We start from the raw sequence: 13,264 nt of genomic DNA on the forward strand, positions 1-13,264 counted from the left end.
ATCCTGGAGTGCTTGAAGGTGGAATTTCTAATCTGGGGTGTCCGGCGAAGCGCTGGCGCCTCACGCGGCGCCGGCGCTTCCTGAAACAGTCCGCGCCTTACTCGGCGCTGGACTCGCCGTGCAGCGAATTGACCAGCGCGTCGGCGACCAGCTTGGCCTGCTCGGCGACGTGGTCGGCCAGGTGGCCGGCCGCCGGCGAGGGCGAGCGGGCGCGGCCGGTGTAGTGCAGGGCCTGCTTCGGCGCCAGGCACGCGGTCAGGTGGTGGCGGATCTGGTACCAAGCGCCCTGGTTCTGCGGCTCTTCCTGGCACCACACCACGTCCTTGGCGCCGCTGAAGCGCTTGAGCTGCGCGGCCAGGGCTTCGCGCGGGAACGGGTAGAGCTGCTCGACGCGGAGGATGGCGACGTTGTCGAGGCCGTCCTTCTGCGCCTGCTCGAACAGGTCGTAATAGACCTTGCCCGAGCACAGCACCACGCGCTTGACCTTCTTCGGGTCGGCGGCGTTGTCCGGGATCAGGTGCTGGAACTCGCCGTTGGCCAGCTCGTCCAGGCTCGACACCGCCAGCTTGTGGCGCAGCAGCGACTTGGGCGTCATCACCACCAGCGGCTTGCGCGTGCTCATGCGCATCTGCCGGCGGATCATGTGGTAGGCCTGGGCCGGGGTGGTCGGCGCGCACACCAGCATGTTGTCCAGCGCGCACAGCTGCAGGAAGCGCTCCAGGCGCGCCGAGCTGTGCTCGGGGCCCTGGCCTTCGTAGCCGTGCGGCAGGAACAGCGCCAACCCGCACAGGCGGCCCCACTTGGCCTCGCCCGAGGACAGGAACTGGTCGATCACCACCTGCGCGCCGTTGGCGAAGTCGCCGAACTGCGCTTCCCAGATGTCCAGGGTCATGGGATCGGCGGTCGAGTAGCCGTACTCGAACGCCATCACCGCCTCTTCCGACAGCAGCGAGTCGATGATGGTGACGTCGGTCGGGTTCTTGACCAGCCGGCGCAGCGGCATGACGTATTCGTCGGTGCTCTGCTCGTGCAGGATCGCGTGGCGGTGGAAGAAGGTGCCGCGGCCGCTGTCCTGGCCGACCAGGCGCAGCTTGTAGCCTTCGCTGATCAGGGTCGCGTAAGCCAGGTTCTCGGCGAAGCCCCAGTCGCCCGGCTGCTCGCCGGCCGACATCTTGCGCCGGTCTTCGTAGATCTTGGCCACGCGCGGGTGCAGCTTGACGCTGTCGGGGACCGCGTTGATCTCGACCGCGAGCTGGTCGAGCTTGCTGCGGTCGAAGGTGGTGTCGACCGGATCGCTGAGCTTGCCCTGCAGGTACTTGGACCAGTCGATGGTGAACTCGTCGGGCTTGACCTCGACCAGTTCGGTGGTGACTTCGCCGGCGTCGAGCTTGTTGCGGTAGCCGTCGACCAGCGCCTGGGCCTCTTCGGCCTTGATCGCGCCTTCGCCGACCAGCTGCTCGGCGTAGAGCTCGCGCGGAGTCTTGTGCTTGCGGATTACCTGGTACATCAGCGGCTGGGTCGCCGCCGGCTCGTCGGCCTCGTTATGGCCGTGGCGGCGGTAGCAGACCAGGTCGATGACCACGTCGCGGCCGAAGCGCTGGCGGAAGTCCAGCGCCAGCTCGGCGCAGAACACCACCGCTTCGGGGTGGTCGGAGTTCACGTGCAGGATCGGCGCGCCGACCATCTTGGCCACGTCGGTGCAGTACAGGGTCGAACGCGCGTCCTGGCGCTCGGACGTGGTGAAGCCGACCTGGTTGTTGATGACGATGTGCACGGTGCCGCCGACGGCGAAGCCGCGCGCCTGCGACATCTGGAACAGCTCCATGCCCACGCCCTGGCCGGCGAACGCGGCGTCGCCGTGCAGCAGCACCGGCAGCACCTGGGCGCGGCCGTTGTCGCCGCGGCGGGTCTGGCGCGAACGCACGCTGCCGGCGACCACCGGGTTGACGATTTCCAGGTGCGAGGGGTTGAACGCCAGCGCCAGGTGGACCGGGCCGCCCGGGGTGGCGACGTCGGCGCTGAAGCCCATGTGGTACTTCACGTCGCCGCTCTTGGCGTGCTCGTCGTGGTCGAACTTGCCTTCGAATTCGTCGAACAGCTTGCGCGGCGGCTTGCCGAGGGTGTTGACCAGGACGTTGAGGCGGCCGCGGTGGGCCATGCCGATCACCACGTCCTGCACGCCCTGTTCGCCGGCGCGGCGGATGGTCACGTCCATCAGCGGGATCAGCGCGTCGCCGCCTTCCAGCGAGAAGCGCTTCTGGCCGACGTACTTGGTGCCCAGGTAGCGCTCCAGGCCGTCGGCCGCGGTCAGGCGCTCGAGGATGCGCTTCTTGTCCTGCACGCTGCGGCCGAACTTGCCGCCGGCGGTTTCCAGGCGCTCGTACATCCAGCGGCGCTGTTCGGCGTCGGCGATATGCATGAACTCGGCGCCGATCGGGCCGGTGTAGGTCGCCTTGAGCAGGGCGACGAGGTCGCCGAGCTTCATGCGTTCCTTGCCGGCGACGCCGCCGGTGGAGAATTCGACCGACTGGTCGCTTTCGGACAGGCGGTGGAAGCCCAGCGCCAGGTCCGGCGCGTCGGGTTTCTGCAGCAGGCCGAGCGGGTCGATGTCGGCGGCGAGGTGGCCGCGCGAACGGTACGCGGTGATCACCTTGCCGACCATGCGCTCGCGCTCGTCGCCGCCGGAGCTGGCGCCCGCCGCGGCGACCGCGCCGCGCGCGGCGGCCTTGCCGGCCTGGGTGATGCTCTCGATCGCCGCCGAGTGCGGCACGTCGCCGGCCTCGCGGCCCTTGAAGCCGTCGAAATAGGCTTTCCACTTGGGCCCGACGCTGTCGGGATCGACCAGGTACTGCTCGTACAGGTCTTCGATGAAGGCGGCGTTGGCGCCGAGTTGCGAGGACTGCGAGAACTGCTTCAGGAGACTGTCCACGATGGCTATCGGGAAACTCTAGGGGACGGGAGTGGGGTCGGCGCGATCGGGCGCGGTGCCGGGCGCAGACAAGGCTCGGAATTATAGCGGCAGTGTTAAGCGCAAAGGCATAACTACTTACGTCTATGTGGCGGTTTTGGTTCGATTTCCGGCGCCCGACCGGACCGGACCGGCGAGCGGACCGTTCCGGCAAGGCGGCTTGCGCGATGGCGCCAGCGGGTATTTTCTTGCGGCCGGCGGCGCGGGCTTTCAAGCCGGCGCGGCGCGGGCCGCGGTTTAGGCCGCGCTCAGGCTGCCGCCGCTGCGGCGCGGCTGGAATCGCTTTCAGCCCCGCCCGACGCGCGGCGGCGTGGCGATTGTGCGCGACGGCGCCGGCTGGCTAGGCTGGTGTCGGGCCCCGGTCGGGGGCGACGACGAACAGCGAGGAGCCGGGCATGCGGGCAGCGAACGCGACGGGACGCGGACGGGCGGCGGGACTGTGGTTGGCGGCGGGCCTGGGCGTCTGCCTCGGCGCGCCGGGCGCGGCGTGGGCGGCCGACGCGGCCGCGGCGGTCGGCGCCAACGTCGAGGCGGTGGTGCAGGGCGGGCGCTGGAGCGACGCCGCCGGCGAAGGCGCCGGCGAAGGCGTGTATCGGGTGATCGTGGCCAGCCAGGGCTTCGAGCACGTCTCCACCGGGGTGCGCGCGCAGTGGAAGAGCGACGGCGGCGAGGACGGCCTGGCCCGGATCGCGCATGAGGCCGAGCTGGTGGCGCCCGGGCATTACTCGCTGGGGCCGCCGAAGCTCACCCGGACCGCGGCCGGGGTGCGGGTCGAGTTGCGCGGGGTGGCGACCTACGACAGCCGGGTCAAGGTCGCGTGCCGGTTCGAGCTGGCGGCGGGCGGCAAGGTGACGGTGGCGAAGGCTTGCGGTCCGTGACGGCCGGGTCCGGGTCCGGCCGCTAAAGGTTTTTGACTTTTGTGGGAGGGGCTTCAGCCCCGACGCTCTTCTTTCGGGTCGCGGCGATCTGGGACAAAAGCATCGGGGCTGAAGCCCCTCCCACATCGGATTCGGGGCATCAGGGCCCCATCATCCAGGGCCCAGCATCAAAGCCCCTGCATCAAAGCCCCAGCATCAGGGCTCCGACATCAGATCCCCAACGCGCGCAACTCGGTGCACGGCCGCGCGCGTTCCCAGACCGGCTCGAACCGCGCCCGCAGCTGGCGCGCGCGCGGGCCGCCGTCGATGCGGGTCTCGCCGTCGAAGCGATGGCCGAGCGGGCGGTAGTACCAGCCGTCGCGGTCGTTGACCAGGTAGGCGGCCGGATCGTTCTGGTCGACGGTTTCCTCGATCGCGCGGAACTCGAACGCGGTCGGCAGGCGCTGGGCCAGGCCGATCAGCGGCGCCAGCGCGCGCTGCGGCGCGGCCGGGTCGTGCAGCAGCACCCGCACCTGGCCGCCGCCGACGGCGAAGCGGCGCAGCGCGGCCACCGCCTCGGCGCGGTCGAGCAGGCCGGGATCGAGTTCGCGGCTGCAGATCCACAGGCCGCGGCGGGCCTGGGCGAGGATTCCGGTCAGGGCGGCCAACGCGGCCTCGCGGCCGTCGACCGGATTGGGCGCGCCGAGCAGGCGGTACATCGCCACGTGCTCGATTCCGGCCTCGACGAAGCGCTCGCCGAACGGCAGGAAGCCGTGGCGGGCGTAGAAACCGGTGGCGCTGGCCTGGCTGTGCAGCGAGACCTCGCGCCAGCCCAGCGTCTGGGCGCGTTCGAGCAGCGCCGCCAGCAGCGCCTCGCCGACGCCGCGGCCGCGCCAGGCGTTCAGCACCGCCATGCGGCCGATGCGCCGGTCCGGGGTCAGCCGGCCGGTGCCGATGGGCTCGCCGGATTCGTCGAAGGCCAGCACGTGCTGGCACTGCGGGTCGCGTTCGGCGTCGAGTTCCAGCGCCAGCGGTACGTTCTGCTCCCGCACGAACACCGCCTCGCGCACGGCGCGCAGGGCCGGCTGGGCGGCGGCGTAATCCTCGACCGCGATCACCCGGAAGCCGAGGGCGGGCACGGGCGCGCTCATTCCTCTTCGCCGCCGTCTTCGCCGTCGTAGCCGTCGGCGTCGTCCTGGTCGTCGCGGCCGAGGCGGTAATGGCCGCCGGCGACCAGCGCCAGCACGCAGTCGCGGCCGGCGGCGGACAGGGCGGAATAGCCGGCCAGGTCGAGTTCGGCCGCGGCCGCCAGCGCCTGCGCGTCCCGCGCCGGCAGCGCGAACTCCTGGCCGCTGACGTACAGGCGCGCGGCGCCGCCCTTGGCGTGGGCGCGGCGCCAGGCCATGCGCGACCACGGATGGCGCCACAGCGTCGCGCCCTGGTCGAGGGCGAATTCCAGTTCGGCCCGCGCCGGCGCCGGCGCGCCGCCGGCGGAGACTTCGCCGGCCGCGCGGTAGACGGTGATGAAGCGGCCGAACCAGTCGCCGAGGCGGTCGGGATCGTTCATGCGCAAGGCGTTCAGCGCCTGCACCGCGCGCTGCATGGCGGCGTCGTCGATCTCGTTGGGGTCGCGCGGCGGGGCCAGGTCCGGGTCGGCGTAGCGCAGCGCCTCGTCGGCGTCGGCGGCGAGGGTGTCGATGTAGTCGCCCATCAGCTCGGCCGAGGACGGCGCGCGCATGCCGATCGAGAAGGTCAGGCAGGCGTCCTCGGCGACGCCGTGGTGGGGCACGCCGGGCGGCAGGTAGAGCATGTCGCCGGGGCCGAGCAGCCACTCGTGGCTGGGCTCGAATTCGCGCAGCAACTTGAGTTCGGCGTCGTTGCGGAAGTCCTGCGGCGGGTTGGGGCTGGCGTCGATCTGCCAGCGGCGATGGCCCTGGCCCTGCAGCAGGAACACGTCGTACTGGTCGACGTGGGCGCCGACCGAGCCGCCGGGCGCGGCGAAGGAGATCATCACATCGTCGATGCGCCAGCGCGGCAGGAACGAGAACGCCGGCAGCAGCGCGGCGACGTCGGCGTCCCACTTGTCCACGTCCTGCACCAGCAGCGTCCAGTCCTGCCGCGGCAGGCCCGGGAAATCGGATTCCTCGAACGGCCCGTGGCGCACCGAATAATGATCGCGCGCGCGATCGTGCTGGATCAGCCGCGCCAGCGCGCCCTCCTCGCAGGCCAGGCCGGCGAGGTCCTCGGGCTGCAGCGGCGACTGCAGGCCGGGGAAGGCGTTGCGGATCAGCAGCGGGCGTTTTTGCCAGTAATCGCGCAGGAACGCGGCCGGGCTCATGCCCAGCGGCGGGCGGCGGGCGACGTCGATCTCGATCGGGAAGGCGGGGGCGGTTTTCTTGGCCATGGCGGACAGCGGCGGCGGCGTGCGCGGAAAGCCGTATTGTCGCTCATCGCGCGCACCGTCGGCGCGTCCGGCCCGGTCGCGCGCCGCGCGGCCCGCCCGCAGGCGCGGCGCATGCCGCGACCGCGCCGCTACGCGGGCGAGGCAACCCGGGCCGCGCGCGCCTTGAGCGCCGGCGAACGCGGACCGCTCATCCCGAGATTTCGTCGTACCCGCGGCCGAGGAACTGCAGCAGGCACCAGCCGTGCCCGAACGGATCGGACAACTGCACGATCCGCCCCCAACTGGCCTTGCGCGCTTCGCCTTCCTGGCGCGCGCCGGCGGCCAGCGCGCTGGCCAGGGCCGCGTCGAGATCCTCGACCACCACGTCCAGATGCAGCGGCGTCCAGTGCCGCGCATAACCGCGGGCCTGGTCGCCGGCGCCGAGCGAACCCTCCGGCTTGTGCAGCAAGTAGATCGGCGCCGGCCCGCCGAGCAGTTCGATCGCGTCGCCGCCGATGCGGCGGCCGACATGCAGGCCGAAGGCGCGGGTGTAGAACGCGAGCGCGGCGTCGAGGTCGGGGACGTCGAGATTGATCAGCAGATGCATCGCGGGGCTCCGCGGACGAATGCGGGCAGTGTGCGCGGGCGAACGCTAAGGCGGTGTGGGCGTGGTGTGCTGAGGTGCGATGGTGCGGGCGGGTGCGGCGTGCTGCGACTGTGGGAGGGACTTCAGTCCCGACGCTTTTCGGACCGATCGCGGCGAACCGACACGAAAGCGTCGGGACTGAAGTCCCTCCCACAAGGGCCGTCGCGACCGCAGGCCTAACGCCGCGGCTCAGTGCGCGGCGGGAGCGGGCTGCGCGCGCTCTTGTTCCAGCCGCGCATCGAGCTTGGCGGCGGCGCCGGCGGCATACGCGCGGCAGGCGCCGGTATCGACCAGCGGCTTGCTCGCCTGCGGGCCCATGCGCTGGAACATGTCGCTGGCGCTCGGATGCGGGGTCAGCAGGATCTCGCACGGCAGCGCGGCGACCGTCTCGATGCCGCGCCGGTACGCGGCCAGCGCGCCCGGGTGCGCGGCGTCGTCGCTGTAGCGGTACACCTTGTCGCTGAACGGAGTGAGGCTGTCGGCGTAGGCGATGTCGCGGCATTGGCCGGCAGCGTCGCAAGAGCGCCAGGTCCAGCTGGTGCCGCCGGGCGTGTGCCCGGGAGTCGCATGCGCGGTCAGCGCCAGCGTGCCCAGCCGCACGGTGTCGCCGTCGCCGATGCGCTGCACCGAGGGCACCGGCGCGAACGGCGCCACGGTGAGGAACTGCGGATCGCCGCGGTCGCCCTTGCCGCGTTCGAGCGCCGTCGCCGCCGGTTCGCGCGCGACCACGCGCGCGCCGGTATCGCGCGCGAGCCGGGCGATGCCGCCGGCGTGGTCGATGTGCTCGTGCGAATTGAGGATGTAGCGCACCTGCGCGGGATCGAAGCCGAGCGCGCGGATGTTGGCTTCGATGCCGGGCGCGGCGCTGTCGATGGCGCCGTCGATGAGGATGTGGCCGGCCTCGGACGTGACCAGGATCGCGCTGATCGCGCAGGTGCCGACGTACCAGGTGTTGCCGTGGATATGCCGCGGCGCGGTGGGATCGCCCCACTTCGGCTTGTCCGGGCAGGGCGCGATCGTGGCCGTGGCCGCGGCATGCGCATCGCCGCGTTGCGGCGCGCTGGCGCAGCCGGCGAGCAGCGAGGAAGCGATCGAAACGGCCAACACGGCGGCGGGCAAGCGCATGCGCGGAATCCTTGCGGGGGAAGAGGCGACCACTATCCCCGATTCGCGCGCGGCGCGGAGCAAAAAGAAATCGTGGCTGCGCAAAGCAGGATTTTTGCATCCGCGCGCCGGCGTCGCCGCTCTTGCAGGAGCGGCGCGAGCCGCGGCCGCGACAATACGGTTACGGCGAAGGGCGTGTCGCCGCCGGCGATCCGCAGCGCGGATGTCGTTTTCGCCGCAGCCGAAGATTCGCGGTCGCGGCTTGCGCCGCTCCTACAGGGAGCAAGGCGCAGCCGCGCCGCGAGCGGGGTCAGATCTCGCGCGCCAGCTTTTCGGCCAGGCCGACGTAGCTGCCCGGCGTCATCGCCAACAGCCGCTGCTTGTCGGCTTCGGGCAGATCCAGCGAGGCGATGAACTGGCGCATCGAGGCTTCGTTGATGCCCTGGCCGCGGGTCAGCGCCTTGAGCTGTTCGTAGGGATTGGGCAGGCCGTAGCGGCGCATCACCGTCTGCACGGCCTCGGCCAGCACTTCCCAGGCGGCGTCGAGGTCGGCGGCCAGGCGCTCGGGGTTGGCGCTGAGCTTGCCGAGCCCGCGCAGCAGCGCGTCGAAGCCGATCAGGGCGTGGCCGAACGCGGTGCCGAGCGCGCGCAGCACGGTCGAGTCGGTCAGGTCGCGCTGCCAGCGGCTGATCGGCAGCTTGGCGGCGAAATGCTCGAACAGCGCGTTGGCGATGCCGAAGTTGCCTTCGGCGTTCTCGAAGTCGATCGGGTTGACCTTGTGCGGCATGGTCGAGCTGCCGACTTCGCCGGCCTTGACCGCCTGCTTGAAATAGCCCAGCGAGATGTAGCCCCACACGTCGCGGCACAGGTCGATGCAGACGGTGTCGATGCGGCGCTGCGCGTCGCAGACTTCGGCGATGCCGTCGTGCGGCTCGATCTGGGTGGTGTAGGGCTGCCAGTCCAGGCCCAGCGAGGTCACGAAGCGCTGCGAGAACGCGGTCCAGTCGATGTCCGGGTAGGCGGCGACGTGGGCGTTGTAGTTGCCGACCGCGCCGTTGATCTTGCCCGGCATCAGCGCGCCGGCTAGGGTCTCGCCCTGGCGCTGCAGGCGCGCGACCACGTTGGCGATCTCCTTGCCCACCGTGGTCGGCGATGCGGTCTGGCCGTGGGTGCGCGAGAGCATCGGCAGCGCCGCGTGTTCGTGCGCTATCGCGCGCAGCTTCTGGATCAGTTCGTCGAGCTTGGGCAGCAGCACGTCCTGGCGCGCCTGGTTGAGCATCAGCGCGTAGCTGAGGTTGTTGATGTCCTCGCTGGTGCAGGCGAAGTGGACGAATTCCAGCGCCGGGCCGAGCTCGGCGTCGTCCTTGAGCCGCTCCTTGATCAGGTACTCCACGGCCTTGACGTCGTGGTTGGTGGTGCGCTCGATTTCCTTGACCCGCGCCGCGTCCTCGACCGAGAGGTGTTCGGCCAGCGCGCGCAGGCGCGCGGCGGCGGCAGCGGAGAACGGCGCCAGTTCGACGATGGCCGGCTCGTCGGCCAGCGCCAGCAGCCATTCCACCTCGACCTTGACCCGGGCCTTGATCAGGCCGAATTCGGAGAAGATCGGCCGCAGCGCGTCGACCTTGCCGGCGTAGCGGCCATCGAGCGGGGACAGGGCGAGCAGGGTGGTCTGGGAGTCGGCGGACATGGCACGCAGTGGGGAGGAAAACAGTCGCGCATTCTACCCCCTGGGCCCCGGACGTGCCCGCAGCGCCCTGGAGGAGCGGCGCGAGCCGCGACCGCGGGGTCGCAAGGTCGCGCCGCGAATGCGAAGCCCCGCGGTCGCGGCTCGCGCCGCTCCTGCAGGGGCCGCACCCTGGCGACAGCCGCACCCTGCATGATCGGGCGGAAACCCTTGCCGGCCTCGACGCCCGTCGCGACCGCGGCGATCATGGGCGCCGCCAGCGGAATCCAGCCAGCCAGGCCGCCGCGCCCGGGATCTCGACACCTCCGGCGCGCGTGCGGACCGATCACGGCGATGCGCGGCGATGCCGCCGCGCACGTTATTCGACGAACGTCCCCTACGACTCAAACGGAGTTGGCAATGGCGAGCAAACGCAAGACCCCGGCCCGCGGCGAACGCGCGGCGGCCGGCAAGACCGGCGGCGCGGCCGCGGGCTACCGCCTCGAACACGACAGCATGGGCGAACTCAGCGTCCCGGCCGCGGCCTTGTGGGGCGCGCAGACCCAGCGCGCGGTGCAGAACTTCCCGATCTCCGGCCAGCCGATGCCGCGCGAGTTCATCCGCGCGCTGGCCCTGGTCAAGGCGGCCGCGGCGCAGGTCAACGGCGGTTTCGGCCTGCTCGACCCGGGCGCGGCCGAGGCCATCGCCCAGGCCGCGCGCGAGGTCGCCGACGGCGGCTTCGACGCGCAGTTCCCGATCGACGTCTACCAGACCGGTTCGGGCACCTCGAGCAACATGAACGCCAACGAGGTCATCGCGACCTTGGCTTCGCGCTCGGGCAAGCACGCGATCCACCCCAACGATCACGTCAACCTCGGCCAGAGCTCCAACGACACCATCCCGACCGCGATCCGGGTGTCGGCGGCGCTGGCGGTGCACGAGCACCTGCTGCCGGCGCTCAAGCACCTGCGCAAGACCATCGAGCGCCGCGCCAAGGAGCTCGGCCGCACGGTCAAGACCGGCCGCACCCACCTGATGGACGCGATGCCGCTGACCTTCGGCCAGGAGTTCGGCGCCTGGGCGGCGCAGCTGGATTCGGCCCAGCAGCGCATCGAAGACGCGCTGCGGCGGCTGCGCCGGCTGCCGATCGGCGGCACCGCGATCGGCACCGGCATCAACGCCGATCCGCGCTTCGGCAAGGCCGTGGCCAAGGCGCTCAGCGCCGCCGGCGGAGTGCGTTTCGAATCGGCCGCGGACAAGTTCGAGGGCCTGGCCTCGCAGGACGACGCGGTCGAACTGTCCGGCCAGCTCAGCGCACTGGCGGTGGCGCTGACCAAGATCGCCAACGACCTGCGCTGGATGAATTCCGGCCCGCTCGCCGGCCTGGGCGAGATCGAACTGCCGGCGCTGCAGCCGGGCAGCTCGATCATGCCGGGCAAGGTCAATCCGGTGATTCCGGAAGCGATGGCGATGGTCTGCGCCCAGGTCATGGGCCACCACACCGCGATCACCATCGCCGGGCAGAGCGGCAATTTCCAGCTCAACGTGATGCTGCCGCTGATCGCCTACGACCTGCTCGATTCGATCCGCCTGCTCGCGCGCGCGATGCCGCTGCTGGCCGACAGCGCCATCGCCGGGCTCAAGGTGCGCGAGGCGCACGTGCGCGAAGCGCTGGACCGCAACCCGATCCTGGTCACCGCGCTCAATCCGATCATCGGCTACGAGAAGGCCGCCGCGATCGCCAAGCGCGCCTACAAGGAAGCCCGGCCGGTGCTGGAGGTGGCGCTGCAGGACAGCGGTTTGAGCGAGAAACAGCTGCGCAAGCTGCTCGATCCGGCCGCGCTGACCCGCGGCGGCATCCGCGCCGGCGGGGGCGGCGGGGGCGGCTGAGCGCGGCGGCGTTCGCGCGGCGCGCGATTTGATGCACAATCGCATCGATCGCTGCGCTGCAGGCGGGGGAAACCTCGGCGCAGAATGTTCCAGCATTTAGTTTCGCGACCGGCGTGGGATTTTCAGGCGCATGCGCCTGTATATCCTCGCGGTTCGGGAGGAATATCCAAGCGCGAGCGCGGATAATATTCCAACCGGGGCGGGCAGGGGCGCCGCAACGCGGGTGCGGCCGGATTCTCCGGCGCCTCCGCCGGACCGTGCGAGGGCGCGGTCCGCGCCGGCGTCCAAGCCCGCGACCCCGCAGCGATGCCGCGGTAAGGCATCGCCGCGGAAACCGGCGGTTTCGGCCGCCGTAAAACGTCCGTCGCGGTCCGGCGCGGGCGCGGGGTTATTGAGCGGTAACCCTGCGGTCATCACGGATCAGCCGCGGCGGGTTTGAAGTAACTGTCGTTCGCGCGACGCAGGACGCGGCGCGCGCACGAGTTTCCCCGCAGCCCCTGGCCGCCCGGCCAGCCATAACTAATGGAGCCTCGCTCATGAAGTCCAATCGTTTCCTTCGGTACGCCGCCATCGTCTCGCTGCTGGCCTGCGCCGCCTGCAAGCCGCAGTCGATTCCCTACTTCGACGACGCCCATGTCGACCTGAGCGCACGCGCGGCTCCGGCCGCGGTGGACGCGGCCAAGGTCGCCGTCGCCAGCGTCCGCACCGCGCACTGAGGCAGCGTCCCGGACCGGGATCGCCCGGTCCGGGCCCGCGCGCCGCCGACGGCGCGCGGCCGCGCCGCATGCGCCGGGGCCGGCGCTCGGCCGGTGGCCGGGGCGGCGTTGGAGCGGGCGATCTTGGCTCGCCGAGCGATATTTCGGTCCGGGCGCGCTGGTTCGCTGCCGCCCCGTCGACCGGATTTCCGGTTTTTCGCACGTATTTTGTGAGCGTGCGGGGTTTTGTTTCTTCCCGCAGGCGCCTGCCTGCTGGCAACGCAGGCCGCGGCAGCGCCGCGACGTCCGCGAGCGCATCGCGCCGACGCCCGTTTTTGTGAAAACGTCTGTATCGCGCGTGCCGCTGGCCGGCCGCGCGCAGGGTATCCGCGCCGGTATTGTTGGCCGCGCATGGCGTAAGGCGTGTGCCGCGCCTGCACAACGCCGCGCGGCGCCCGCCGGCGCGCGGATGACAGCCGCCGCGGCGCTTGGCATAGTGCCGGCGCGGGCTGGGAGCGTCCGCACGGCAAGCCGCCCGCGCGGGCGGCGGATCTCTGGCGTGCGCCGGCCGCTACTCACTCAAGGAAGCGATGCAATGAACCGTGCCATCTCCCGCAAGCCCACCGCGGCGTTCGTCGGCGCCTCGTGGGGCGCGTTGCTGCTCGGCTCGCTGGCCTATCTGGTCGGCCTGTGGAACGCGTCGACGATGCAGCTCAACGAGAAGGGCTATTACCTGACCCTGCTGCTGTACGGCCTGTTCGCGGCCGTGTCGGTGCAGAAGTCGGTGCGCGATCGGATGGAAGGCATCCCGGTCACCAACATCTACTACGGCCTGGCCTGGTTCTCGGTGGTCACCGCGCTGACCCTGCTGTTCGTCGGCCTGTGGAACGCCGAGCTCGCCTTCAGCGAGAAGGGCTTCTACGCCATGGCCTATGCGATGAGCCTGTTCGCGGCGATCGCGGTGCAGAAGAACACCCGCGACAGCGGCGACGGCGGCGAACGGGTGGAAGAGCGCAGCTTCGACTGATCCGGCGCCGCGACCGGCCGGCGGCCGGTCG

Annotated in this window: 11 protein-coding genes and 2 pseudogenes; 5 read left to right on the forward strand and 8 right to left on the reverse strand. The window is 71.1% G+C overall.

Annotation, left to right across the window (positions count from 1 at the left end; genetic code table 11):
* Positions 1-97: 97 nt before the first annotated feature.
* Positions 98-2,929, reverse strand: coding sequence for a 2-oxoglutarate dehydrogenase E1 component (locus JHW41_RS11850; RefSeq protein ID WP_250450188.1), 2,832 nt, complete (start codon positions 2,927-2,929; stop codon positions 98-100).
* A gap of 434 nt (positions 2,930-3,363) precedes the next feature.
* On the opposite strand from JHW41_RS11850, the gene JHW41_RS11855 reads away from it, so the two are divergent.
* On the forward strand, positions 3,364-3,846 hold the full coding sequence (locus tag JHW41_RS11855; protein ID WP_250450190.1) for a hypothetical protein: 483 nt from the start codon (positions 3,364-3,366) through the stop codon (positions 3,844-3,846).
* 22 nt (positions 3,847-3,868) lie between these two features.
* Here the strand turns inward: JHW41_RS11855 and JHW41_RS26925 are convergent, their stop codons facing one another.
* From JHW41_RS26925 to JHW41_RS11870, 4 genes are all read right to left on the reverse strand, one after another.
* A complete protein-coding gene (locus JHW41_RS26925; RefSeq protein WP_428995540.1) occupies positions 3,869-3,949 on the reverse strand; it encodes a DUF6053 domain-containing protein in 81 nt (26 codons plus the stop codon).
* Positions 3,950-4,055: 106 nt separating this feature from the next.
* On the reverse strand, positions 4,056-4,964 hold the full coding sequence (locus JHW41_RS11860) for a GNAT family N-acetyltransferase (protein ID WP_323808482.1): 909 nt from the start codon (positions 4,962-4,964) through the stop codon (positions 4,056-4,058).
* Between the two features lie 8 nt (positions 4,965-4,972).
* The gene (locus JHW41_RS11865; protein WP_250450192.1) at positions 4,973-6,229 is read right to left on the reverse strand and encodes a cupin domain-containing protein; all 1,257 of its coding nucleotides are present in this window, start codon (positions 6,227-6,229) and stop codon (positions 4,973-4,975) included.
* Between the two features lie 187 nt (positions 6,230-6,416).
* On the reverse strand, positions 6,417-6,815 hold the full coding sequence (locus JHW41_RS11870; protein ID WP_250450196.1) for a VOC family protein: 399 nt from the start codon (positions 6,813-6,815) through the stop codon (positions 6,417-6,419).
* A 110-nt stretch (positions 6,816-6,925) separates the two neighbouring features.
* Here JHW41_RS11870 and JHW41_RS26930 point away from each other — a divergent pair.
* Positions 6,926-6,979: pseudogene (locus JHW41_RS26930) on the forward strand (DUF6053 domain-containing protein); the annotation flags it as partial.
* Here JHW41_RS26930 and JHW41_RS26935 read toward each other — a convergent pair.
* From JHW41_RS26935 to purB, 3 genes and pseudogenes are all read right to left on the reverse strand, one after another.
* Positions 6,955-7,008, reverse strand: a pseudogene (locus tag JHW41_RS26935) (DUF6053 domain-containing protein); the annotation flags it as partial. The pseudogenes JHW41_RS26930 and JHW41_RS26935 overlap by 25 nt on opposite strands.
* A 35-nt stretch (positions 7,009-7,043) precedes the next feature.
* Positions 7,044-7,979, reverse strand: coding sequence for a subclass B3 metallo-beta-lactamase (gene bla / locus JHW41_RS11875; RefSeq protein WP_250450198.1), 936 nt, complete (start codon positions 7,977-7,979; stop codon positions 7,044-7,046).
* A gap of 289 nt (positions 7,980-8,268) precedes the next feature.
* Entirely contained in the window at positions 8,269-9,645 is a 1,377-nt protein-coding gene (gene purB, locus JHW41_RS11880; protein ID WP_250450200.1) for an adenylosuccinate lyase, read from the reverse strand.
* A gap of 492 nt (positions 9,646-10,137) precedes the next feature.
* Between purB and JHW41_RS11885 the strand changes: the two genes are divergently transcribed.
* From JHW41_RS11885 to yiaA, 3 genes are all read left to right on the forward strand, one after another.
* The gene (locus JHW41_RS11885; RefSeq protein WP_057950119.1) at positions 10,138-11,511 is read left to right on the forward strand and encodes a class II fumarate hydratase; all 1,374 of its coding nucleotides are present in this window, start codon (positions 10,138-10,140) and stop codon (positions 11,509-11,511) included.
* A gap of 536 nt (positions 11,512-12,047) precedes the next feature.
* Positions 12,048-12,227, forward strand: coding sequence for a hypothetical protein (locus JHW41_RS11890; RefSeq protein ID WP_057947760.1), 180 nt, complete (start codon positions 12,048-12,050; stop codon positions 12,225-12,227).
* A gap of 574 nt (positions 12,228-12,801) precedes the next feature.
* Entirely contained in the window at positions 12,802-13,233 is a 432-nt protein-coding gene (gene yiaA, locus JHW41_RS11895) for an inner membrane protein YiaA (protein WP_078998423.1), read from the forward strand.
* The last annotated feature ends 31 nt before the right edge of the window (positions 13,234-13,264 follow it).

Source organism: Lysobacter enzymogenes (genome assembly GCF_023617245.1).
GTDB classification, from domain to species: domain Bacteria; phylum Pseudomonadota; class Gammaproteobacteria; order Xanthomonadales; family Xanthomonadaceae; genus Lysobacter; species Lysobacter yananisis.